Below are 21022 nucleotides of genomic sequence, written 5' to 3'. Positions count from 1 at the left end.
TTGATGCTGCGCAATGAAGCCGCAAAAACTGTCTTTGCAACGAAATTTCCGGGTTCCGTCAGCGCAACCGGTTCCAACGCACGCGCCCGATTTTGGTTTCAATTCGTTGAAACGATGATCAGGAACCATATTGATGAACATCAGTTAAACAGGGTGGAATGAACAGGAGGGGACGACCTGTGAACTTAGTCGTCGTTTCAAATCGCGTCGCGCGCGGCAAACCCAACGAGCCCATGACGGGCGGCTTGGCTGCGGCGCTGCTTCCCGTGGTAGAAAACTCGGGTGCTATTTGGGTGGGGTCGTCCGGCCGTGTGCGGGACGGCCACCAGAAGGAGCCGTTTGCCGAGATCGAAGCGCTCGGCTCGGGGGCGATTGCGACGCTGGATCTGCCGGCCGCGCATTACGGCGGCTATTACGAAGGTTTTGCCAATTCGGCACTGTGGCCGGCGCTGCATTCGCGCAGCGACCTGATCCGCGTCTCTCAAGACGACTATGTCAGTTATCGCGAAGTCAACGCCTTCATGGCGCGCGCCTTGATGCGCTTCCGAAAAGACAAGACCGCGTTCTGGGTGCAGGACTATCATTTCCTTGCTCTCGGTGCGGAGCTGCGCGACCTCGGTGTCGATGATCCGATCGGCTTCTTCCTGCATACGCCCTGGCCCGTGGCTGCGGTGATGCAGGGCGTGCCCAACCATCGCGAGCTGATCACGGCGATGCTGGCCTACGATCTGCTCGGTTTCCAGACCGACGAGGATTGCCAGAATTTCCTCGGCTATGCCTGCGGCGAGCTCGGCCTCACGATCGAGGATGGGGTCGTCGTCTCCCAGCACGGCAGCACGCGCTGCGAAGTGTTTCCGATCGGTATCGATGCGGAGAAGTTCGCCGCCTATGCCGCGAAGTCGGTCTCGCATCCCGACGTATCGCGGCTGCGCCGTAGCCTCAACGGCGAGCGGCTCGCGATCGGTGTCGATCGGCTCGACTACTCCAAGGGCCTCGTCAACCGCATCAGCGCGTTCGACCGGCTCTGGACCACCCAGCCGCAGTTCTTGCGCAGCATCTCGCTGTTGCAGATCGCGAACCCTTCGCGCGGCGGAATCGAGGCCTACGGCAATCTCCAGAACGACGTCGCCCGGCTCGTCAGCGACGTCAACGGCCGTCACGGCGAGGTTGACTGGACGCCGATCCGCTATCTCAACAAGGGCTTTAGCCAGGCCGTGCTCGCAGGCCTCTACCGCACCGCGCAGGTCGGCGTGGTGACGCCGCTGCATGACGGCATGAACCTCGTCGCCAAGGAGTATGTCGCCGCCCAAAATCCGGCCGATCCCGGCGTGCTGGTGCTGTCGAAATTCGCAGGCGCCGCCAACGAGCTCGACACCGCGCTGCTCGTCAATCCGCACGACATCGACGGCATGGGCCGCGCAATCGCGATCGCAGCCGCGATGCCGCTCATTGAGCGCAAGATGCGCTGGGAAGCGATGATGAAGACGCTGCGCGGCCACACCATCCAGCAATGGGCCGCTGATTTCGTCGCCGAGCTCGAGAAGTGCCGCACCGAAAAGGCCGCGGTCGCGCCGCTCGCCGCCCAGCCGCCGCAAGCGCTGCGCTGGCTGAAGTCGGCGATCTCGGGTGTGCGGTTGATTTAGCTTCCCTCACCTCGCCTCGTTGTTACGGGGCGAGGTGAGGGCGAGCGCCTCAATAACAATATGACACGCCGTCCAGGATCGCGCAGCGCCGCTTGTTCGGCGCGTTGGGATCATCCAGCGGCACCATGCCGTTGCCCTGGCCGACGAACACGCCCGGCCCGACATGCACCGAAGACTTGTTGCCGATGATCACGCTCTGATGCGGCGTGGTGCTGGAGCGCGTCCCGTCCGGCCAGAGGATGGCATCGCCCGACAGCACCCCGCGCCGTCCGTCGTCGCAGCTCACATCGACCCCTTGGCGTGTGCAGACTTGGGCGGCGGCAGGCCCAGCGAAGGCGGCGCCAAGGGCCGAAATCATGCTTAGCGCGGCGATAGTCTTGCGGATGGTCATGGCGTCCCCGGGTGTGTTTGCTGGCCTCCAGTGAACCGTCGCGGCAGGCTGGCCTTTGGTTCAGCCTGCAGGGAGATTCCGGACGCGCGCGACGTTCGATATTCTCCATAAAATACAATATCTTGCGGAAAATTCACCCGATTTCCCCGCGATCTCTTGCAAAATCACCGGCGTCCCTTCAAGAGAGGGCGCTCCGGAGAGATGGCCGAGTGGCTTAAGGCGCACGCTTGGAAAGCGTGTGTGCGGGAAACCGTACCGTGGGTTCGAATCCCACTCTCTCCGCCAGAAATGCGCGTAAGCAATTGAAAATAATAGAAATTATAGCGCAGTGCTTGGTTCAGCCCACAACCAAGCCCATGACGCGCGCCTGTTGCAAAGTGTATAAGAATCGACCATTAATCCTTTATTGTGGATTTTTCGCGAGAGTGACGAATGCTCGATTTTGGCAAGATGCTGAGCGATGCCCTTCCTCAGCAGTTCCTTTTGGAATTCGAGGAGCGCGTCCGCGCTGCCGGTCGCTTGGCGAAGGACGTGACCGGGACACTGGCCGTTGGAAAGCGGAGTGGGCCCCGTGTGCGCGGCCAAATTCGCACGGCATTGATCGAGCAGGGCATCGTCGACGCGAGTCGCGCCTCGGGTTTTCCGGCTGAAGAGGCCGGCGCGCTTGAGGGTTCTGAGCTCTACCTCTACCAAGCATTCGCCCGCATTAATCGAGCCGTCGTCGTGCGAGCCACGCTGGCCAGCTCCTCGGGCCTGCCGGCTCAAAACAAGACAAGAAAGCGGCTGGTCGAGCAGATCAACGGCGCGTTCTGCCGCGACTTTTTTCGGCCGGAACTTGTGATCGATGACGGTGTTGCACCGATCGCAGTGTTTCTTGTGGTCACGCCCAATGCCGCCGCCGTTGACGGCATTGGAAGCATCAACGTTGCCGTCGTTGACGATCGGTATGATCGCTATCTTTTCGACGAGCCTCTTGAGACCTTCATGTCGCGATACGTGCCGGCGCCGACTCCGGTCGAGGAGCCGCAACTGCTGTCGAAGAAGCGAGCTGGGCGATACGTCCCGCCGGAAGAGAGCGCGGAAGGTTCTTCAGACGTGAAACCCGTTTCAAAAAAATAGTTACGAACTAAAAGAAGGCCCTCTGCCCCGCAGGGGGCCCGGAGGGATTCGATGCGTACTGGTACCCCAGGCTTTGTTGCTCAACGGCTGGTGCAAGCTCGCGAGGCTCGAGGCATTGGCACTCAGGTCGGCCTTGCAAACTTGATCGGCAAGCCTCAAGCCTCAGTTTCGAGATGGGAAAGTGGAGAAGCCACTCCTGAGCCAGAGGCGGTAGACGCGCTGGCGCAGCAGCTGAATGTTCGCCGAGGTTTCTTCCTTCGTCCCATGCCCGAGCACGGCGACGGCGCGTTCTTTTTTAGAGCTCGCCGAAATGTCGAACGGCCTCTCCAAGCGAGAGAGCGCGCGCGCCTTCGATGGGTTCAGGACGTCTCCCTGGCGCTGCAGCACTATTTCGACTTTCCGACTTTTGACGTTCCGGATCTTCTTGCCGGTGACGAGTATTCGGTTCTCAGAACCGATGACATCGAGCGGATTGCATTAGATTTGCGGCGGCACTGGAAAGTGGGCGACGGGCCGGTGACGAGCATGATCTCGCTGCTGGAGGCCAAAGGTTTCGTCGTGGCGCGCGATGTTGCAGGTTCTGCGCGACTGGATGGACTTTGCAGTTGGTCCGAAGTTGACCATCGTCCGTACGTTCTTCTCGCGAAAGACAAGCAGTCGTTTTTCCGATCTCAGATGGACGCGGCCCATGAGATGGCCCACGCCATTCTTCATAGGAGCCTGACGCAAGATGACTTTGAGCGAGACTTCAAGCTGATCGAAGAGCAGGCCTTTCGGCTCGCTAGCGCATTTCTGATGCCATCAACAACCTTCGCACTCGAGGTTCGACATAAAACCCTCAGCGGCTTTGTGGCGTTGAAGGAGCGTTGGCGCGTTTCGGTGAAAGCGATGATTAAGCGTTGCTCTGATCTGGATCTGATTGACCAGGATACAAGCACGCAGCTCTACAAGTACTATAGCGCACGGGGCTGGAACAAAGGTGAGCCTTTGGACGATCACTTCGGAGTTGATAATCCGCGTCTTTTAGCGAAGGCGATCACATCACTGGTGGAAGAGGGTACCCGCTCGAGAGACGACCTGCTCGGGAATGAGTTCGCGGTTACAGGGGCGGACCTGGAGGAACTTTGCGCTTTAGAGCCAGATTGGTTCACGTCGAAAGGTGCTGACATCATCCAGTTGCGCCCTCGACTCGATCGATCAGACGTGATCAAGTTTCCATCAGCTCGCTGAGGGATTTTCCCGATGCCATCGCCGGCAAGTGCCAGAACAGAGGACTCGAGACGCCGCAGCAATTACGCGGCTCCGTCTGACGTCAACAGCCACTCGCTACCAGATCTTCTCACTCGGATTGGCCGTGGTGCTCTTGATGAGCGTCAGCTCGACTTTTTGAAAGATGCCTCCCCGCGCCGGGAGGCCAAGGTTTTCTATGCGGGCGATCTCGACATTCTGGACGCGCCGACGGTCTCAATCGTTGGCACCCGCGAGGTTTCTGAGCCTGGTCGGCGTCGAGCCTCGCAACTCGCGCGGGACCTTGTCAAAGCCGGCGTGACGGTCGTCAGCGGACTCGCAAAGGGCGTGGACACGGCCGCGCTATCCAGCGCTATGGCAAACGGAGGCCGGGTCGCGGCCGTGATAGGCACGCCGCTAGACAAGGCTTATCCGGCCGAGAATGCTGATCTGCAGCAGCAGATCTATGGCCGTCACCTTCTCATGACACCGTTCCAGATCGGCGAACGTGTCTTCCGATCGAATTTTCCTACACGCAACCGCGTCATGGCCGCGGTGAGCGATGCCACAGCAATCATTGAGGCATCGGACACGTCCGGCACGCTGCACCAGGCTGCGGAGTGCGTGCGGCTAGGACGCTGGCTGTTCATCGCGAAGTCGGTGGTCGACGATCGATCACTCACATGGCCAGCCCGTTTTTTGGGACAGCCGAAAGTCGCAGTGTTGTCGACCAGCTCCGATATCGTTGACGCAATTGAGCGCTCTTAAGCTCATCAGCATCTGTTCGTACCTCACCGATATCGGGGTCCAATGGCGAGACTCCGACTACCGATCGATGAACATGGTCCGCGCGCTAAAGCAAAAGCCTCTCAAGGGGTATTTTGACGTAGAGGTGGCGGGCGTGCTTCGGAGGTTCACCCAAGACAATGTCGGTGAGTTCGTCGATCGCATCCCGATCGCATTGGCAAGGACAATCCTACGTCATCACGATGCCCCGGCAACCCTCGTCCCGATACCGAATTCGCATGTCGTGGATCCAGCCACACCGGGCTTCAACACGCTGACGCTGGCTAGCCAGATCGCCAACAATAGCGGCGGCCGATACACGGTTCAGCCCGCGCTGGTTTTCAGCCAACCGCAGCAGAAGTCGCACGAAGGTGGCCCGCGCGATCCGAAGATCATCGAAGCAGCCTACAAAGTCATGGCGCAACCGCAGGGCCCAATCATACTGATCGATGACGTCTGCACTCTCGGAGGACATCTGGTCGCGGCGCACTGGAAATTGCATGGCGCGACGAGCCCGATCGCGCTTGCCTGCACATTTGGACGATCAACCAAGCAGCAGGTGCAAGATCCGTTGGGGCCGAGAGAAGAAATGCTCAGCGTCGTGCGAAGCAATTGGTAACGGGCAGTACGGCGCGCGATAACTCGCGCCTCGCTGCACACACAGCACGAGGGCGGATGAATTTCTCTACAGGGTCAACTACCCGCGAGACATCGTGCGTCCGTCTCGGTGCCGACATTGCTCGACCTGCTGGACGCGGCCCGCGGAATGATCAGGTCACTCATCCTCATCCGCGAAGAACCCCTCGATCCGATGACGGATGAGGTCAAGGCGTCGCTCGTAGAGGCTGATCTTGCTCTTGATCGTGATGATCTCTGTTTCGAGGGCATCCATGGCCTTGCCAAACTGCTCTCGCGCTTGAGCAAACCTCGACCGATGATCATCAATTTCTGCGTGCTTTTTCCTGAGCGCATCTGCATCCCACTCGAATGGATTGGCAATCTGCGCGCTCCCTATCCGTATGCCCTGCGACGCTGCTTCTGCGTGGATTGCCCATCGGTAGCACTTGTAGAGGGCCTGTTCGACGCGGAGACGAGTCGCGCCATCAGTGGACGATAGCGCGCTCTCCACATCCTTCGCGTACGTCGATCCCTGCACGCCGAAACCGTCAGATTGAAAGGCTTCAACCACCCCGTCAAAACCGCGGAGAACGCGGTAAGTGAGAAAACCGCTTGCGAAGTGCACGGCATCTCTGAGCCCGGGCAAAAGTTCCTCAATTCTGTCTTCTTCGCGCGTCATGACGCCGAGTTGCGTGGCAACGTGCTGAGAAGCAATTTGGCGTTGGACCGCTTTCCACGCAATTGCAGCCGCAACAACGGTAACAAACGCCCCCATCACGTTACCCGCGAAGCCGAGCCAATCCTTCAGTTCGACACTATCCTTCGATACCGAAATCGGAATGCCGATCGTCAACAGCAACGCCAAAGCCGTTGCCAGCACGAGCAGACCGATGATGCCGAGCCCCTGATCCAATTTCATTAGCGCAAAATGCCGCTCGGGATTGGCGTTGTCGAGTCTGCCGTCGAGCGTTGGCAAAACAGCCCGGTACGGCGTCGCCACTGTTCAATCACGGACACGCCCCTGCCAGTCCCCTGGTTTTAGCAGAACAAGGGTGAAGGCGTCGGCATCGTCCCATCGCAGCTCGAGGACCTTCTCGCCGGCATAGGTGACGCGGAGACGGCTGAACTCCGTCTCGAAGGCGTCTGGCCGCCACGGCTCCCAGAGCTCGATGAAGATTGGCCCGCGCTGAAATTCCGTGAGCCGCTTCTTCTCGCCATCGATCTCGAGATTGCCGACGATCGTGCCCGCGCGCGCCAGCCGGAACGCAAGCCGGCCGAGGTGTTTTGCCCTCTCCACGCGCTCCCTGCGCGACGACATTGCACCTAGTCCCTATGGCGATGGCGGCGGCCGAAGCCGCCGCGTCATTTAGGCGGCGTCGGTGAGGATCTCGCTGCTTTCCCAAAATTTGACGATCTCCCGTGCCCGTTGAGCACCAGCGCCGGCAGCAAACGACACGATCTCGAGGAAGCCGATCTCGACGCCGGACAACACCCGAGGCATCTTGGCAATGATGGGCGCCAGAAATGCACCGCCAGGCTCGTTAGCTTCCTGAAACTCCAAAAATTCGAGCGCTAGGGCCGCGCCGGTTCTGCAATCCGCGGCGTAGTCGCCTGTCGCCTTCACCTTGGTCCAATCGGGCAGAGCAGCTTTTCGAATGGCTTTTTTCATCGGGGATCACCTTTGGTGACGGGGGCCGCTTGTGTTTCAAGCGGAATAAATGTAGTACGTTTTCATGGCGCCGTCAAAGAAAAACGTAGTACGAAAACGTCCGGGCCGCCCCGCAACAGGGCAAGATCCGGTGACCGCAATTCGCCTTTCGAAGCAGATGCTCGCGGACGTCGACACCTGGGCAACGAAGCAGGACGACGAGCCCGGCCGCTCCGAGGCCATCAGACGCCTGGTCGAACTTGGGCTGAAAGCCAAGTCACGATGAACCCGCCGATTTGGAAACGAGAGCGAACGTCGCGACCACGGATAGGTGGGTGAAGGCTGGAGATCGGGCCGAAAAGCGCTGCCACGCGCCCGCATGGAGGCGCCCGGCACGCTGGTACCGATGGGCGCGCGTCTTTGGTCGGGTGATGGTAGTAGCTCACCAGCGAACTCCGCAGCTGTTTTTACCGCGACCAACGCGCCGGTGCGTGAATGGGCAGCCTCGATACCTTGCATTCGACCGCCGGTTGCGCTTCGATGTGCCCATTGCCGGGGGGCGAGCATATGCGGGTCTGGGGTATCTTGGCGCTTTGCGCCGTGTTGGGCGGATGCGCAAGCGCTCCGCCGCCGGCGCCGCCACCACCCATCCCTTTGATCGGCACCGTCGATATCAGCAAGCCCGGTGTCGACTTCCTCATCACGGACGCTGCCGGGACGCTGCGGTGCTCGGCCCACTCTGCCTCAGGAAGAATACCTGAAGCACTTACGCTGCCCCTGACCTGCGAGCCCGGTCCGGCCGGCACGTTGAACCTTACCAAAGCGCCCGACCTCCACGGATCCGTCGTGTTCGACAATGGCACGCTCGGCGATGTGACGTTCGCGCCGCCAGCGGCACTGCCACCTCCGCCGCCAGTCGCCGTAGCTGCTCCGGTCTACCCGGCGCCCACCGTTAGATCGTACTCGCGATCGCACTACTCGACAGGCTATGTCCGTCCACATTACCGTCGTGGTGGCTACGTGCGGCCGCACCTCCGAAACGGCCATTACGTGAGCGGCCATTACCGCAGCGGTACACACGTTCGCGGATACTATCGGCGCCATTAAGGCTGGCGCCGCATCGCCAAGGTCGCAGCGGAGATCAGGTCCCGCAATGCCAGCGTGAGCCAACCCGACAGATCGCGAAAGACAGAGCAATGACCGGGAGTTCGACAGCTTGGCGCGGCCCTAACCTGCCAGCAACGCCACTTCATCTCACGCTAGAGGAGGCCGCGAGCCGCCAGGTCGACGCCGCGATCGATGCTCTGCAGCGCGGCGACTTCGACGTCGCGCTCACGCTCGCTGGCGCCGCAGAGGGCATGATCAAGCGCGACGGGCAGCACATGTTCTCGTGGCTGAGAGACAACCCGAAAGCCGCCGAGCGCTTCCCGGACAAGAAACAGTGGATCAACGTGCTCAATCGCGAGCTCTACTGGTTGAAGCACGGTGGTGAAGAGACGATGGAGATCGATTGCGCGACCACCGTGTTTATGATCGCGCGTGCGATGACGAAGCTGGAGGTCTGGACTCCGAAGATGGACGGGTTCAAACCTTGGCTGATCAGCAATCTGGACAACCTATAGCAGGGGTCGAATGAACCGCCTTCAGAAGTTCGAGGAGCGAGGCGCCTACGGCGAGCGACCGGGCCGCATCGCATACGCGCTCGATGCCTCTCGTCTACCTGAACCGACGAAAGGTCTCGATTGGCGCCCCGTCAGCGGCTTCAATGCCGAGGACGCACTCCGCGACGATCCCGGCTTGAAGCCGATCTTTGAGAAAGCCATGAAGCAAGGTTACGCGCTCGTCACGCGCGAAAAGTGAGCCGATGCCGGAAAGTTGCCTCAACGAATACCACCTGCAATTCCTGCAGCTGCTCATTCGTCGCGGCGCGCGGTTTCTCGTTATCGGCGGTCAGGCGCGGGCCGTGCACGAGGGCGTGAGCACGCGGGATCTCGATATCTGGGTCGACGTCGCGGCTGGCAGCCGGCCTGCGCTGGAGGGTGCGTTGATCAGCTGGACGACAAAATATCCCGTTCATTCAGCCGCCGACTTTTCACCGCCGCTCCCGTTGCGCCCGGGCGTTCAGATTAAGTTCCCCGACGCCGATGTCTACTTTCTCGGAGCCGACGGCGAGCCGAAGGAGATCGGTCCGGCCGATTGCATCGACATCCTCACGTCCATCGGACCGGCCGACTTCGCCGCGCACTATGATCGAGCTGACTGGCGGGAGATCGCCGGTCTCCGCCTTCCTTTCCTCGCCCGAGGCGACCTAGACGCGATCAGCCCACCAAAGTCGACGCCATAGCTTCGCGCTGCAACACGAAACGGACCGGAGAGCTAGATTGTGAAGAAGCACGACCCTGAGGACCTTGAAGTGTCTGTCATCGCCGCTGCACCGGGCGGCAAAAAATGGCGGTGGCGCCTTTCAATCGCCAACGCGGCACCCGTCGCAAAGGGAACGGCCACCGGCACGCGTGACCAGGCTATCCTTGCTGCACAGGAGGCGCGACTACGGCTGATCTCGAAGGGACGAAAGGTCTAGCAGCGAACCTCAGAAGAACAGCACAAACAGCCAGACCAGCGCCAACGTGGCTACGGCCACGAAGCCAAATCCGAGCCACCATGGAATGGGGATCACCGGCATGCCTCGCGCGCGAGGTCTTCGAGCATCGCGGCTTTCTTGGCGGCGATGAAGTCCGAGTACCGGATCGCGGGCTCGACCGCCCTCGTCGCCTTGAACGCGGCATTCATTTCGCGCATCTCGCCACGCTGCGCCATCGTCTCGAAGGCGCCCTCCACCGCCGCGACCGCGGCGCGGGCCCGCTCGACGGCGGTGACGTGTTTCGTGAGGCCGATCAACAGCCCGGCCGCCATCTCCTCGAGCTTACGCGCGATCGCTTCGCGCGAGGCCTGGACGGACTGCTTCCACTCATACAGGTGATAGCTGAGGCGGAAGTGGTCGCCGCGGAGACAGCAATACACGATGCGGCCGGGCTGCTCGTCGATCGAGGCGACATCCGCGGCACCGATGTGGCCGCCATCGTCAATCCAGATCGCGGCAACACCAGCGGCGCGGAGGAAGTATTCGGCGAGGTCGTGCTGGTCCCGCTTTCCGGCCATGCTTCACTGTGTAGGCTGCAGCGGCAGCGCGCCGTTGATGCCAAAACCGTCCTCGCGGCAAAGCTGAATGTCGGTGGTCGTGCCACCTTCGTTCGATTGCCGGTGCGTCACGCCCTTGATCATGAACCGAAGCGTGTCCTTCGGAAGCAGCGACGGCGAGTTGATGGTGATGCGCTGCCTCATCTTGAAGAACCAAAGCTGACCGTCCGGTGCGAACCAGCCCGGTACCGTGATGTCACCGTCGACCTGTTTTAGCTTGTCCCAATCGCCTTCGTGATTGGCTCGCAGCTGCAAGCACGTCGAGTCGGCCATCTCCTCCGCCAGGAACTTGCAGGTGCCACCGATGGGTGGATCGACGGACGTCGTTCCCGACGGCGACCGGTTGACATCGGCGCTGTCGTTGTTGGCGTCGTGGCCAACGGCCTGAAACAGCCTCGCATGCTCATCGATCTTCAGCACGATCCTGCCGCGCTCGAGGTTTTTCCCTTCCTCGATCACGGCGCCGCCTGCCGTCGGGCCCCGAAATGCCAGGATGCCGCCCTGGCCGTCATCCACCATAGATACATTGCGCATTCGACAGAGACGTTCGATGAAGGCAAAACGGCTCTCACCGATATGCTCCGACACGCGAGGGAACGGGATGTCGGCGCCGGAAGGCGCACCTTCGATCTTGAAGCTCACACCAACCTTACCGAAACAGGCCGATCCGATTTGCTGCAGCGTCGAATTCACGTACTGGCCCGGTTCAGCATCGACCGTCGAAGACATGATCACCTGGCCAGCCGATGCAATGCCGATCTGCACCTGATGATTGGAAGCATCGACCGCGGCTTGCCGCAGATAGACCCGGCCCCGTAGCACAAGCTGGCCTGCCAGCGTGACGGTCGCATCGTCTCCTGGCGCAAGCTTCAATGCGGAGATGACGCCGCGCGATTTCGGACTGATCTCTGCGACCGTGAGCAGCGCGTGGTCAATGACGTCGGGCACGCTCCTCGAAACCTCGATCTGCGTCCAGATATCGTACCGCTGCCCGTTGGCGACTACGACGGCGATCTGATCTGCTCGCGGCATTTAGCTCTCCTCGCTCCCCTGGACCATCGTGCGGCCGCGGTACAACGCGACCTCTTTGAGTAAGCCGCCCTCTTGCGAGATCGCGGTGCGCGTGCCTTTGGGAAAGCCGTTCAAGTCGATCTTGACGCCAAGCGACCCCTTGAGCGCGTCGCTGGCGTCGGAGCCACGCCTGCCGCGCTTCAGCAGTTCGGCATCGCTGGGCGGCCGCCGTCCACCGCGGTGAACCATGTCGCGGAGCCGAGCGCCATGCCGCTCCGCTGTCCTCTCGATGCCAGCCTGCAAGGCCTCGCGGTACCGCCGCGCGCCGGCGCGGCCGCCCGGTCCGCCTTCCCAGTCGGTGAATTCGTTGAGGCCCCCCTTTTCGCGGACAGAAATATGATCGCGAGCTGTGAGAGCACTGCGGCGGCTTCCGTTCGGGTCGGTCGGCATGCCCTGATCGGTATAGCCCTTGACGGTATTACTGCCTGCGAGAACCTGGTCGATCATGGCATCGTACTTTTTGCCACCGCCGTTTCGCATCTGCGCGACGATCCCGGGGAAGTCGCCTTTGCGCATAGGGCCATAAAAGCTCGGGCTGAGGGTGGCTGCGAGAGATTTTCCCGTATAGTCGGCACGGTTCAGAGCCGCCTCGAGACTCTGCAGCGGCGTTCCCTCGGTCTGCATCATCGCTTTGACCCGCGCGCGCACGTTGGGATCTTGCATTTCCTTGGCGAAGCGATCTCGACGGGCTTTGAGGAACTCAGAGCCGGCCAAGCCGGCGCCCGTGGTATCCGGGAGCCCGCCACCTCCTCCGCCGATCGCGTCGCGTTGGGCCTTTGAGAACGCGCCCCCCTTCTCGCCGATGTTCGGGAATGCCTCGCTACCGAACCTCGGCGCCGAGCCGCCCGTGGCATCGCCTCCCGGGTGAAACGCCATCGGCTTCAGGCCGTCGGCGAATTTGTTGGCGTCGCTCTGCGCCTTCCAATCCCGGAAAGCCTCCAAGACACCGCGCGCGGTGCCGCGCGCGACCGTCTCTTCCTGCTCTTTTTTCGTCAACGCATCGAACGCGCCCGACACGCGCTCATTGGCCGATTGCGGATCCTTGGTCTTGAAGCCGAGCGCGGACGCGGCGCGCCCGAACAAGCTATCGGGCGCGAGCGGAACGGTGCCGTGCCCGCCGAATCTTTCGCGATACTTCTTACCGAGCGCGTCGAGCGCGCTGGCGAAGCCGTCGACCAGGCGAACGCCGGGCGGACCAAAAATCGCCACCATGTCGCTGCCGTAGTCCCGCTGCGCGGCTTGCAGATGCGTGAACGCGTCGCGAAGACCCTCGAGGGTTTTGGGATCGACCTTGTGGTCGAGCTCCCGCTGCATCGATTCGCGGAACGCCTTTCCGAATTCCTCGCCAGACTTTGCGGCGAGCGCGGGATCGATGCCGAACGCTTCCGCGAGCTTTCGGCGCTGCCAAAGCGGATACTTCTTGTCGGTGACCGCTCCCGCGATCCGCGTCATCTCCTCTTCGCGGTTCTTCGCGCCCTTCGTGATCTCGCCGAGCAGCGGCAGCATATTGCCGAACACCCCGGTGAGCCGGTTCATCTCCTGGGGATCGTTGCTCTTCAACTTGTCGAGCGTCTCGCCGATACCGGCGACCGCGGCGTCGGCCTTGCCGGCATCCATACCCATGCGCTCAAACGCGCGGCCGATCGCATTGACATAGGTCGGCGAGACACCGCCGCGCTTCATGGTTTCGTTCAAGACATTCCAGCGCTCGCCGGCGCCCTTGAGCGTCTCGACGAGCTTGCCCATGCCCTCCGAAACGCCGTAGATCGTGACCCCCATCGCCGCGAGCGATGGCGTGAGGATGTTGACGCCGTTGTCCTTGACCTTGCGGATCTGCTCGCCGAGCTCTTTGTACGTCCTCGCGTGCTCGTTGACGTTCTTCGCTCCTTTCTCGTGGATCGACTTCGAGCCGTCGCCGATCTTCTGCAGCTGCTGCATCATGCTCTTGAGCGGACCGCTGTAGCGGTCGACGACCTCGGCAACGAGGCGCATGGTCTCCTGCTCGGACATCAGTGCTCCTGCATCATCTTCAGCCGAACCAGCGTCCGGCCGTAAAGCACGTCAACCGCGTGTCTCGGAAGGCTGAGAAACACGAACGGATCGCATTTGTAGATCAAGGCGAGGTCTAGGCAGTCGTCGATATCGGCCTCTACCTCGCCGGAGTAAAAAACGGAGAGATGTGCCACGCCAGCCCAACGATGTCCTGCGGGTCAAGCTCCGCCAGCGATGTCGACGGGATGCTCGGCGTCGAGATCCTCGCCACCATCTGCAGCACCTTGGAGAGATCGTGCTCGAGGCGCGGCGGATCGATATGCGGCGAGAAAATCACGGGATTGCCGATCGCCAGCAGATCGCTGCCATTCGGCTTCCGCATCAGGATTGACCTGACCTCATCACCATAGGACTTGATCGGCTTCAACAGCGGATACGGAGCCAGCGTCTCCGGTTTATTCTCTTCGCTGACATTCTCGACGCGCTTGGTCATGTTTCTATTTCCTCATTTTCGGGCCAGCGGCGCGAAGCCGCATCGAAATAGCTGAGGGCCGCGCGCATAACGCGCGCGACCCCCGAGGCCGGGCGGACAAGATAAGTTCCCGGCGGCAACGCGGCGCTGCGGACGACGAAGAACGCAACGCGCCGCGAAAAGATGAGAGGTTGGCGGCGCTGCGCCCAGGTCCGAAACGCAGCGCCGCTTCCCCTTCTTCGCGATCCACTCCCTGGCGGCTCGAGATCGCGAAACGGAATTTGTGGGCGGCTCGATGGATCACGACATCGGCCGCCCCGACGTGCCGGAATAGGAGTACCGGCTCGCCATCTTGCGCACCCGCCTCGGAACGGGATGCACAAAAGAAGTCATCGCGTTTCCGTCGATATCAGGCCAGGGAGGTCGTGATGCATCAGCTCGGCAACGCGCACCTGTCCCGGCTCAAGGCCGCCGCGCACCGCTTGCTCTGGCGATGCGGGCCGCACTGCCCGTGTCTCCAAAACATCGCGCCAGGCGTTCGTGGCCGGCGCGCCGGTATGTGCCAGCGTGAGACCCAGCGCGTTTCTGGAATACGGGACGTCGCCGCACGCGAGCATCGCGGCGAGGAAGAGGTGACGCGGCAATTGAGCCTCGATACCGGCCTCGCGCAGCAGATCGCGAGCATAGTCCGTCCACCATATAATCGATCGGGAGTGGTCGACATCGGCGCGACGCCCCATCCAGGATAACGCCTCAAGCGAGTGCGCGAATTCTTTGGCATGGTTCAACGTGAGGAAGTCTCGATCGGCGCGGAGATCGAGGCGGGGGCGCAGCCGATAGACCAGGGCCTCTAGCTTGCGCAGTTCGGCCGACTTCGGAAAGACGAAGTCCGCCGGCGCCGTGGGCGCCGCGGTCGCGATCGTGACGCCACCATCGAGGTTTTGCTGAGGCCCGAATTCGGTGATGCTTACCATCATTGCGCTCCGCTCTGGATCTCGTTGGAGGGCTGCGGCGCTTCGGGCTGTTGCTCGCCAATCGGCGCGGCCGCAGCCAGGCGCTTCGCAGCCGCCTGCACAGCTTGATCGAAGCGGGCCAGTTCCCGCTCGCGCTGTTCGCGCGCGATCTGCTGGGCTTCCTGTGATCCCGGCGGCCAGAAATGTCCGGGCGGTGCGCGCTTGGCGTCGTCGATCGTTGGCATCACACGCCCTCCTACGGGTCAGTAGGCGCCCATGAAAACTTATCGCCTGGCTGCACTTCTATTTCCCACGGGCCGTTGCCGTTGCTGTAGCCAGCATCGTAAAAACCGCGCGGATCTTTTGTAGCGTCTGGGTTCTGACCAATCGCAAAATAAAACCAGCCAGCTCCGAAGAAGGAGACCGTTGGATTTTTGTAGCCAAGAGCAGGTGGTGCCGAGATTGAAGACACTCCCGGCGCCGTCATCTTCTGCGAAGACACGACTTGGATCGCTTTTCCGGACTTGTAACCAAAGCTGACCATCACGAAGGACGTCACTGGCATTTTCGATCCCCCTAAATCTCGCCGCGTCGCTTCTTGCCCGCCGCGATGACCTGCTGAGCGAGCGTGGGACCGGATCCGTTCCCGCCATCACCGCTGCCGACGTCCGGATTGGGTGCAGTGTTGAGGCGATCGCGCGCGGCCTGTCCGGCGGGCTTTGCCGGCGCCGGCGTCTGGTTCAACACGATGATCGCTTCCGCGCGCGTCAGCTCGGTGGAAAGCGCGAGGTTCATCGCCATCGCGCGATGCGTGTCAGAGCGCTGTGCAGCGCGCGAGTTGATGATCGCGGAGATCCGACCGCGCTCGCGGCCGCGGGCTGCGGACGCTTTCTTGTCCTTCTTGTCGTCTTCGTCTTCATCGTCGGCGTCGTCGTCGTCGAGCTCCTCGTCGTCATCCGAGTCCGGATCGACATCATCGTCGTTGTCCTTCGAGCGAGCCTTGCCCTTCTTTTTGGCCTTGCCGTCCTCCTCGTCCTCAGCCTTGTCGTCCTCGTTCTCGTCGTCTTCCTCGGCCTTTTTCTTGGCGCCGAGCCCAAACGAGGCCAGGCGTGCGAGCGTGCTCGCATAGCCGGACTGCGGGACCGATGTGCGAGGAGCCGGCTTCTTCTTGTCGGTCATTCGATCTCTCCCCTCCGGCGCTTTCCGGCATCCACAACGCCGCGCGCTAGCGAACCCTTTGGCGGCAAACTGTCCGACGATATTTCGCCGCGCCGCTTCTTGCCGGCGATGACGACCTTCTCGGCCAGCGACATCTTCGCAGCCTTTGCCGAGACCAGCTGGGCGTAGAGGGCCGCGTATTCGGCCTCGGCGCGGCGGAGCTTGGCTTCGAGCTTTTGAATTTCGTCCATGGGCCTCAACTACGCTGCCGTAGCGATGCACGGCTACCCTGTGCATCTGTGCATTTTACGAACCACTGCCCTCCTCGCTTTTCGGCAACGACCTTGCCGCGACGGATGCGCGAATAGACCGTGTCGGGGCTGATGCAATTCAGTTTGGCGTAGTCGGCCAGGAGCACATAGGAGCTATCGAGCAGCGGCTGAGGCACGGCGATGCCGTGCCGCAGGAGCAACAACCGCAGGGCGGCATACTCGGCGACCAGTATGTCGGACGTCTTCCGCACCTCGGCGATCTGCTGCTGATGCCGCTGCTCCTGCGCCGCCATCGCCTCTGCGATCTCGACTCGCAGGGCGTCGACCTCGGCAGTCCTGGTGCGCTTGGCGGTCACCGCGCCGTGGGTCCTTCTCCGACCGACCAGCGAGCGGGCGCCGTTGAGCTGCGACGTATCTCGCTGAGTGCAGAAAAAACTTCAGGGGGGTCAGCAAGTGATCGCGTCAACAGCGACGCGATCAGCACGTCGCAGCGCTGCGAATTCCGCGGTGAAACCATCAGCAGCGCGCGCAACACTTCCTTACCCCCCTATCGAAATTGGTTCGCACGCAGAGACGCAAAGCGGTGGCGCGAGCCCCGCGGCTTCGTAGGGACCGGGGAAGGACCCGGACGTCATCCGACCCTCCGACCGCGCGCCGAAGGGCGCGCCGGTGCATCCGATCGCGCTCGCGCGCAATCTTTCCGTCAGCTTGGCGAGATGACGATGATCGGGTGCATCGAGATGCACTGCGGATGCATGCGGCGCAGGTTTTGAGGTTGTGGCTAATCGCGAAGCTCACCGAGGCCACGACTTGCCTCCGGCGAACGCGTTCGTGGTGGTGGTGTCGGGCCCGCCGCCGAGACGGCGGGCCTCTGCCTGCTCCCTCAGCTCGGCGGTCCGTTTGGCGTCCTGCTGAGTGGTGCTGAGACGGCGTGTTGGAACGGCAGCTCTTTCTATTAAGCTTTCTGTCTCCCCACGGTGGGGAATATGTTTCACCCCGTCATGGGGAGTATCCATATTCCCCACGGCGGGGAATATGGTGCTGGGCAATTCGGTGGACGGCCAGATGCGCCGCTGCTTCCTTCCGTCGGTCTGAACGACCGAAGCCCGCACGATGGCACCAGCCCGTTCCAGGTCGAGGAGCGCCTGCTGAACCTTCAGGATCGGGATGCCGAGCTTCTGCGCCAGCCGCGCGTCGGTCGGGAATGCATACCCACGGTGCAGGTTGAACAGCCATTCCAGCGTCCAGGCGACACGCAGCACGCGCGCTGAGCCGGCGAAGTGACGCCCGACAGCCGTCCGCCAGAGATCGAGCTTGCGGGCCCGATCGGAGGCCTTCGACCACCGCACGGCTTTTCCGGGGATCTCGCCGGCGCCGATAAACCGACGTGAACGCCGCCGCTGCGGGTCTGGATGTTCCTCGGTCAGCGGTCCGGGTTTACTCACCTGCCATCACCGCCCGGCGTCAGCACAGCACCCCACATCGCGGCCCGGATGGCCCGCTCCAACGCTTTGAGTTCACGCTGGACCGTCTGAGGAGCGATCCCGCGGCCGATCATGATGCCGCGCTGCTGCTCGATCTGGCGGCTCAGATAGCGCTCGCCAGACACCGCGTTCATACTCGCGATCATCCGCGCTTGGCGCCGGATATAGTCCTGACGGCGACTAGGAGGGAACGCGAAGATCCGCGCTGTCACGGCGATACCGCTGCAACGCAAAGCTGATACAGATCCTCGACGGGCACCCCAGTTAGGCCGCCAGAAGCGCCGCGTTGGCGATCTCTCGGCTTCTCGCCACCAGGTCGCGGCACAATCCTGATCTTACCTTCCTGCCGCAGCTCGTAGAACTTTGCATGGCTGCAGGTGAGGATCTCTTGGCACCGTTTGGGCGGTACGATCGGTGGTAAGCAGAAGATGCGCACGAAGTCGTCGAGCGACATCGGCGCCTGGTGCGTACTGATCGTCGTCATGTGAAGAACTCCCATCTCTCTTCCGCGCTTAACAGCGAAGCGACGCAGCGGAAGAGAGCGGAGTTTTTCTGAAATGTCGTCCGGCAATCCGGGAATTCGGTATCTGCCGGAATTGCCGGATTACCGTAACTTCTTTGCAGGACGCTGTTTTTCAAGTTCCGCAATTATCGGATTTAGGTGCGCATCGACCACAGCCGTCGATGGGCTTCCAAGTCCATTCTGATCGCACCAATCGAGTAAATCGATCCGAAACCTCTCCTTGGTCCACATCGGGTTTGCTCGATGCGGAGAGCCCTTCGCGAGAAGCATGGCGCGGATCTTCGCTTCGATCTTGGACCAGTCGTAGAGCTGAGGCGCACCTCGGCGCGCGCCTGGCGCGGCCGTACGCCCTTTGGCCTCAAACGGTCGGGGTGCAGGTGCAGCGATAGGATAGACACTGACATGGATGGAATAGAGTGCATCGCCGCTAGGTCCATCTGCATCGACTGGATCAGCCTTTGACCACACTTGCCTCCGCCCGCCGTCCAAGAGTTTCTCGCCCGAGCGAACGATGATCGGCCGCAAATGATAGAGGCGCCACCGGTCGGGAGGCACGACTTCGAAATCGGCATTATCGCGCGGTCTTGCCCAAAGCGAGCAGCGGCCCTCTTCGAGCGCGCTCTGCAACTCTGCTTCGGCGCTGCCCAATATCATCTCGGCGACCTGACTTAAGATCATCATCGATCTTGGAAACGATGCCTCGAGCCTCCATCGTCGACATGCTTCCGATGAGTGGAGCTGCAGGCTCTGCGTCGCATTATGCGGTCGGGCAAGCACACGTCCGAAAGTGCCATCCAATATCAACATGGCGTCGCCGTGCCGAAACGAGAGTCTCAGATCATCGGCTGGCCTTCTCAACTTGATCTGTTGATCTGCCGCAGCGACCTGCGAAAGGATCAAGCGACCTTTCTCTTCCCAAAAATCCAGCCATTGAGCTGTGGTGCTGATCGGCTCGCGCGCGACCAAAAAACGGGCACGAGCAAGCGATGTCCACTCTGGCAGGGGACTTGCGAACGTTTGCCTTTCGGCAGATATCTTGGTCATTGCCACTGCGCACCTCCCGCGTGCGGTTGTGGTTGAGCCCCGTCGGCGTTCCAGCGCCGACGGGGAAGCCTTAAGCTCGCAACGCTACCACTCGATCTGCTTCACTCGCTTCCGCGCGGGGCGTTGATGCGCAGTACCGTGCCCAGTGCGCCATCATGCGACGTCGTTTCTCGCGCATGTCGCCGCGGCGATAGGCAGCTTCGACTTTGTCCGAGACAGTGTGTGCAAGCGCGAGTTCCGACATCTCGTTCGGGTAGCTGGTCTGCTCGCTGCACCAATCCTTGAAGGTTGAGCGGAAACCATGGACCGTTAGGTCCTCGCCAAATCCCATGCCTTGGAGGAGCTCGAGCATAGCCATATTCGAGAGCGGCTCTCCGCTCTCATGCGCGAAAAGAAACGCCGAATGTTGCAAGAGCTCATCGACGATCTTCAACGCGCGCTCGGACAGCGGCACGTTGTGATCGCTCTTTCTGCGGCCCCGCCGCCCCTTCAGGCGCGCCGCTGCGATCGTCCAGGAGCGATCGGCGCGATCAATTTCGGCACGCGGTGCCTCGATCGTATCGCTCGTCCTCACGGCGGTGAGGATCGTGAACTCGAGCGCGCGAGCGCTCAAGCTGTCGCGTCGACGTAGTTCCGCCATGAAGCTCGGAAGTTCTTTGTACGGGAGCGCCTTGTGATGCTCGACAGGTGCAACCGTCGACGGCGCCGGAAGTAGGTGCTCCAGATGGCCTTTCCATCGGGCCGGATTGTCGCCGGCGCGCAGCCTTCGTGTCCCCGCCCAGCCGAGGATCTTTTCGACGCGGCCGCGAACGCGGCTCGCAGTCTCTGTTCTTGCCAGCCAGAAGATCTCCGCGTCAGCTTCTTCGCTGATGGGCTGTTTCAAGACCTTCAGCACTAGGTCAGTCGTGACACCGCCGACCGGGAGCTTGCCGATGATCGGATATGCCCACTTCTTCAGCGTCGACGTCCATTGCTCGGCGTGCTTCTCGTTTTTCCAGCCGGGCTTTTGGTCCTCGATGTAATCGGAGGCGCATTCCTCGAAGGTGACCGTCGTGGCCTTGGCGAGAGCCGCCTCCTGCTCACGCTGCTTGCGGACTTCGAGAGGATCCTTGTCGTCGTCCAGCAGCTGCCGCTGCGATCGCGCGCGGTCGCGCGCCTCAGCAAGTGTCCAGGTTTGAATTGAGCCGAGACCCATCTCTCGCGCTTGGCCGGCCAGCATGTAGCGAAACAACCATGACTTGCTGCCGGTGTTGGTCACCTGAAGATACAGCCCGCCGCCGTCGGCATAGCGGCCTGGCTTCTTCGCGCGCGTGACGCCAAGAGCGGTGAGCTTGTTCGTTACGCGCATCTTCCGTCGAACTCCAAGCATCCACAAATCAACCCACAAAGGGATGCCGGATTGGAGCGGAAGAGCGCGGAAGTG

At 61.7% G+C, this 21022-nt stretch carries 29 protein-coding genes and 1 tRNA gene; 11 read left to right on the top strand and 19 right to left on the bottom strand.

What is annotated here, in order from left to right; translation table 11 throughout:
* The first annotated feature begins 179 nt into the window (after positions 1–179).
* The gene (locus UB31_RS18935) at positions 180–1643 is read left to right on the top strand and encodes a trehalose-6-phosphate synthase (RefSeq protein ID WP_045011998.1); all 1464 of its coding nucleotides are present in this window, start codon (positions 180–182) and stop codon (positions 1641–1643) included.
* A 49-nt stretch (positions 1644–1692) separates the two neighbouring features.
* Here UB31_RS18935 and UB31_RS18930 read toward each other — a convergent pair whose 3' ends face one another.
* Complete coding sequence (locus tag UB31_RS18930) at positions 1693–2034, bottom strand: hypothetical protein (protein ID WP_045011997.1); 342 nt, start codon at positions 2032–2034, stop codon at positions 1693–1695.
* 195 nt (positions 2035–2229) lie between these two features.
* Here UB31_RS18930 and UB31_RS18925 point away from each other — a divergent pair.
* The 5 genes from UB31_RS18925 to UB31_RS18905 all read left to right on the top strand — a co-directional run bounded on the left by UB31_RS18925 (position 2230) and on the right by UB31_RS18905 (position 5785).
* A tRNA-Ser gene (locus UB31_RS18925) sits at positions 2230–2319 on the top strand.
* A gap of 147 nt (positions 2320–2466) precedes the next feature.
* On the top strand, positions 2467–3153 hold the full coding sequence (locus UB31_RS18920; protein WP_045011996.1) for a hypothetical protein: 687 nt from the start codon (positions 2467–2469) through the stop codon (positions 3151–3153).
* A gap of 51 nt (positions 3154–3204) precedes the next feature.
* Positions 3205–4383 carry a helix-turn-helix domain-containing protein gene (locus tag UB31_RS18915; RefSeq protein ID WP_045011995.1) on the top strand — a complete coding sequence of 393 codons (1179 nt, stop codon included), beginning with the start codon at positions 3205–3207 and terminating at the stop codon, positions 4381–4383.
* Positions 4384–4395: 12 nt separating this feature from the next.
* On the top strand, positions 4396–5148 hold the full coding sequence (locus UB31_RS18910; RefSeq protein ID WP_082078560.1) for a DNA-processing protein DprA: 753 nt from the start codon (positions 4396–4398) through the stop codon (positions 5146–5148).
* Between the two features lie 67 nt (positions 5149–5215).
* Entirely contained in the window at positions 5216–5785 is a 570-nt protein-coding gene (locus UB31_RS18905; RefSeq protein ID WP_156175429.1) for a hypothetical protein, read from the top strand.
* Between the two features lie 156 nt (positions 5786–5941).
* Here the strand turns inward: UB31_RS18905 and UB31_RS18900 are convergent, their stop codons facing one another.
* Genes UB31_RS18900 through UB31_RS18890 form a run of 3 tightly spaced genes read right to left on the bottom strand, consistent with a single transcriptional unit; the run spans position 5942 to position 7453 of the window.
* Positions 5942–6784: a hypothetical protein gene (locus UB31_RS18900; protein WP_156175428.1), complete on the bottom strand. Its 843-nt coding sequence runs from the start codon at positions 6782–6784 to the stop codon at positions 5942–5944.
* Positions 6785–6787: 3 nt separating this feature from the next.
* Positions 6788–7102: a hypothetical protein gene (locus tag UB31_RS18895; protein ID WP_045011991.1), complete on the bottom strand. Its 315-nt coding sequence runs from the start codon at positions 7100–7102 to the stop codon at positions 6788–6790.
* A 48-nt stretch (positions 7103–7150) separates the two neighbouring features.
* Positions 7151–7453, bottom strand: a complete 303-nt coding sequence (locus tag UB31_RS18890; RefSeq protein ID WP_045011990.1) for a hypothetical protein — start codon at positions 7451–7453, stop codon at positions 7151–7153.
* 130 nt (positions 7454–7583) lie between these two features.
* On the opposite strand from UB31_RS18890, the gene UB31_RS42840 reads away from it, so the two are divergent.
* The 5 genes from UB31_RS42840 (at position 7584) to UB31_RS41520 (ending at position 10013) form a co-directional block, all read left to right on the top strand.
* Entirely contained in the window at positions 7584–7718 is a 135-nt protein-coding gene (locus UB31_RS42840) for a hypothetical protein (protein WP_283806089.1), read from the top strand.
* Positions 7719–8628: 910 nt separating this feature from the next.
* On the top strand, positions 8629–9054 hold the full coding sequence (locus UB31_RS18885; RefSeq protein WP_045011989.1) for a hypothetical protein: 426 nt from the start codon (positions 8629–8631) through the stop codon (positions 9052–9054).
* 10 nt (positions 9055–9064) lie between these two features.
* Positions 9065–9292 carry a hypothetical protein gene (locus tag UB31_RS18880; protein ID WP_045011988.1) on the top strand — a complete coding sequence of 76 codons (228 nt, stop codon included), beginning with the start codon at positions 9065–9067 and terminating at the stop codon, positions 9290–9292.
* 4 nt (positions 9293–9296) lie between these two features.
* Positions 9297–9776: a hypothetical protein gene (locus UB31_RS18875; protein WP_045011987.1), complete on the top strand. Its 480-nt coding sequence runs from the start codon at positions 9297–9299 to the stop codon at positions 9774–9776.
* Positions 9777–9815: 39 nt separating this feature from the next.
* On the top strand, positions 9816–10013 hold the full coding sequence (locus UB31_RS41520) for a hypothetical protein (protein ID WP_156175427.1): 198 nt from the start codon (positions 9816–9818) through the stop codon (positions 10011–10013).
* A gap of 92 nt (positions 10014–10105) precedes the next feature.
* Here UB31_RS41520 and UB31_RS18870 read toward each other — a convergent pair whose 3' ends face one another.
* From UB31_RS18870 to UB31_RS18810, 15 genes are all read right to left on the bottom strand, one after another.
* Positions 10106–10591 carry a hypothetical protein gene (locus UB31_RS18870; protein ID WP_045011986.1) on the bottom strand — a complete coding sequence of 162 codons (486 nt, stop codon included), beginning with the start codon at positions 10589–10591 and terminating at the stop codon, positions 10106–10108.
* 3 nt (positions 10592–10594) lie between these two features.
* Positions 10595–11662, bottom strand: coding sequence for a phage baseplate assembly protein (locus UB31_RS18865; RefSeq protein WP_045011985.1), 1068 nt, complete (start codon positions 11660–11662; stop codon positions 10595–10597).
* A complete protein-coding gene (locus UB31_RS18860) occupies positions 11663–13711 on the bottom strand; it encodes a hypothetical protein (protein WP_045011984.1) in 2049 nt (682 codons plus the stop codon).
* 139 nt (positions 13712–13850) lie between these two features.
* Entirely contained in the window at positions 13851–14186 is a 336-nt protein-coding gene (locus UB31_RS18855) for a phage tail assembly protein (RefSeq protein WP_045011983.1), read from the bottom strand.
* Positions 14187–14554: 368 nt separating this feature from the next.
* Entirely contained in the window at positions 14555–15139 is a 585-nt protein-coding gene (locus UB31_RS18850; protein ID WP_156175426.1) for a hypothetical protein, read from the bottom strand.
* A complete protein-coding gene (locus UB31_RS41515) occupies positions 15139–15363 on the bottom strand; it encodes a hypothetical protein (RefSeq protein WP_156175425.1) in 225 nt (74 codons plus the stop codon). Before UB31_RS41515 ends, UB31_RS18850 begins: the two co-directional genes overlap by 1 nt.
* A gap of 11 nt (positions 15364–15374) precedes the next feature.
* Positions 15375–15683, bottom strand: coding sequence for a hypothetical protein (locus tag UB31_RS41510; protein WP_156175424.1), 309 nt, complete (start codon positions 15681–15683; stop codon positions 15375–15377).
* 11 nt (positions 15684–15694) lie between these two features.
* Positions 15695–16297 carry a hypothetical protein gene (locus UB31_RS39915; protein WP_050044798.1) on the bottom strand — a complete coding sequence of 201 codons (603 nt, stop codon included), beginning with the start codon at positions 16295–16297 and terminating at the stop codon, positions 15695–15697.
* Positions 16294–16527, bottom strand: a complete 234-nt coding sequence (locus tag UB31_RS18840; protein WP_045011981.1) for a hypothetical protein — start codon at positions 16525–16527, stop codon at positions 16294–16296. The genes UB31_RS39915 and UB31_RS18840 overlap by 4 nt, the downstream gene beginning before the upstream one ends.
* A gap of 5 nt (positions 16528–16532) precedes the next feature.
* Positions 16533–16904, bottom strand: coding sequence for a hypothetical protein (locus tag UB31_RS18835; RefSeq protein ID WP_245306017.1), 372 nt, complete (start codon positions 16902–16904; stop codon positions 16533–16535).
* 438 nt (positions 16905–17342) lie between these two features.
* On the bottom strand, positions 17343–17993 hold the full coding sequence (locus UB31_RS18830; RefSeq protein WP_156175423.1) for a hypothetical protein: 651 nt from the start codon (positions 17991–17993) through the stop codon (positions 17343–17345).
* The gene (locus UB31_RS18825; RefSeq protein ID WP_283806088.1) at positions 17990–18244 is read right to left on the bottom strand and encodes a DUF6074 family protein; all 255 of its coding nucleotides are present in this window, start codon (positions 18242–18244) and stop codon (positions 17990–17992) included. Before UB31_RS18825 ends, UB31_RS18830 begins: the two co-directional genes overlap by 4 nt.
* Positions 18241–18516, bottom strand: a complete 276-nt coding sequence (locus UB31_RS18820) for a hypothetical protein (protein ID WP_156175421.1) — start codon at positions 18514–18516, stop codon at positions 18241–18243. The genes UB31_RS18825 and UB31_RS18820 overlap by 4 nt, the downstream gene beginning before the upstream one ends.
* 120 nt (positions 18517–18636) lie before the next feature.
* Complete coding sequence (locus UB31_RS18815; protein ID WP_156175420.1) at positions 18637–19605, bottom strand: hypothetical protein; 969 nt, start codon at positions 19603–19605, stop codon at positions 18637–18639.
* A gap of 64 nt (positions 19606–19669) precedes the next feature.
* The gene (locus tag UB31_RS18810; protein WP_045011976.1) at positions 19670–20947 is read right to left on the bottom strand and encodes a tyrosine-type recombinase/integrase; all 1278 of its coding nucleotides are present in this window, start codon (positions 20945–20947) and stop codon (positions 19670–19672) included.
* Positions 20948–21022 lie beyond the last annotated feature (75 nt).

It is taken from the genome of Bradyrhizobium sp. LTSP849, from assembly GCF_000938255.1.
GTDB lineage: Bacteria > Pseudomonadota > Alphaproteobacteria > Rhizobiales > Xanthobacteraceae > Bradyrhizobium.
The sequence above is the reverse complement of the archived record's forward strand: the minus strand, read 5'-3'. Positions and strand labels throughout refer to the sequence as shown.

What these genes read in the sequence shown, in the direction of transcription:
- UB31_RS18870 (WP_045011986.1), bottom strand. Translation starts at nt 10,591, where the DNA reads ATGGCCGGAAAGCGGGACCAGCACGACCTCGCCGAATACTTCCTCCGC.
- UB31_RS18915 (WP_045011995.1), top strand. Translation starts at nt 3,205, where the DNA reads ATGCGTACTGGTACCCCAGGCTTTGTTGCTCAACGGCTGGTGCAAGCT.
- UB31_RS41515 (WP_156175425.1), bottom strand. Translation starts at nt 15,363, where the DNA reads ATGCCAACGATCGACGACGCCAAGCGCGCACCGCCCGGACATTTCTGG.
- UB31_RS18840 (WP_045011981.1), bottom strand. Translation starts at nt 16,527, where the DNA reads ATGGACGAAATTCAAAAGCTCGAAGCCAAGCTCCGCCGCGCCGAGGCC.
- UB31_RS18820 (WP_156175421.1), bottom strand. Translation starts at nt 18,516, where the DNA reads ATGACGACGATCAGTACGCACCAGGCGCCGATGTCGCTCGACGACTTC.
- UB31_RS39915 (WP_050044798.1), bottom strand. Translation starts at nt 16,297, where the DNA reads ATGACCGACAAGAAGAAGCCGGCTCCTCGCACATCGGTCCCGCAGTCC.
- UB31_RS18930 (WP_045011997.1), bottom strand. Translation starts at nt 2,034, where the DNA reads ATGACCATCCGCAAGACTATCGCCGCGCTAAGCATGATTTCGGCCCTT.
- UB31_RS18865 (WP_045011985.1), bottom strand. Translation starts at nt 11,662, where the DNA reads ATGCCGCGAGCAGATCAGATCGCCGTCGTAGTCGCCAACGGGCAGCGG.
- UB31_RS18810 (WP_045011976.1), bottom strand. Translation starts at nt 20,947, where the DNA reads ATGCGCGTAACGAACAAGCTCACCGCTCTTGGCGTCACGCGCGCGAAG.
- UB31_RS18880 (WP_045011988.1), top strand. Translation starts at nt 9,065, where the DNA reads ATGAACCGCCTTCAGAAGTTCGAGGAGCGAGGCGCCTACGGCGAGCGA.
- UB31_RS18910 (WP_082078560.1), top strand. Translation starts at nt 4,396, where the DNA reads ATGCCATCGCCGGCAAGTGCCAGAACAGAGGACTCGAGACGCCGCAGC.
- UB31_RS18850 (WP_156175426.1), bottom strand. Translation starts at nt 15,139, where the DNA reads ATGGTAAGCATCACCGAATTCGGGCCTCAGCAAAACCTCGATGGTGGC.
- UB31_RS18875 (WP_045011987.1), top strand. Translation starts at nt 9,297, where the DNA reads ATGCCGGAAAGTTGCCTCAACGAATACCACCTGCAATTCCTGCAGCTG.
- UB31_RS18855 (WP_045011983.1), bottom strand. Translation starts at nt 14,186, where the DNA reads ATGACCAAGCGCGTCGAGAATGTCAGCGAAGAGAATAAACCGGAGACG.
- UB31_RS18895 (WP_045011991.1), bottom strand. Translation starts at nt 7,102, where the DNA reads ATGTCGTCGCGCAGGGAGCGCGTGGAGAGGGCAAAACACCTCGGCCGG.
- UB31_RS18920 (WP_045011996.1), top strand. Translation starts at nt 2,467, where the DNA reads ATGCTCGATTTTGGCAAGATGCTGAGCGATGCCCTTCCTCAGCAGTTC.
- UB31_RS18885 (WP_045011989.1), top strand. Translation starts at nt 8,629, where the DNA reads ATGACCGGGAGTTCGACAGCTTGGCGCGGCCCTAACCTGCCAGCAACG.
- UB31_RS18905 (WP_156175429.1), top strand. Translation starts at nt 5,216, where the DNA reads ATGAACATGGTCCGCGCGCTAAAGCAAAAGCCTCTCAAGGGGTATTTT.
- UB31_RS41510 (WP_156175424.1), bottom strand. Translation starts at nt 15,683, where the DNA reads ATGCCAGTGACGTCCTTCGTGATGGTCAGCTTTGGTTACAAGTCCGGA.
- UB31_RS18860 (WP_045011984.1), bottom strand. Translation starts at nt 13,711, where the DNA reads ATGTCCGAGCAGGAGACCATGCGCCTCGTTGCCGAGGTCGTCGACCGC.
- UB31_RS18890 (WP_045011990.1), bottom strand. Translation starts at nt 7,453, where the DNA reads ATGAAAAAAGCCATTCGAAAAGCTGCTCTGCCCGATTGGACCAAGGTG.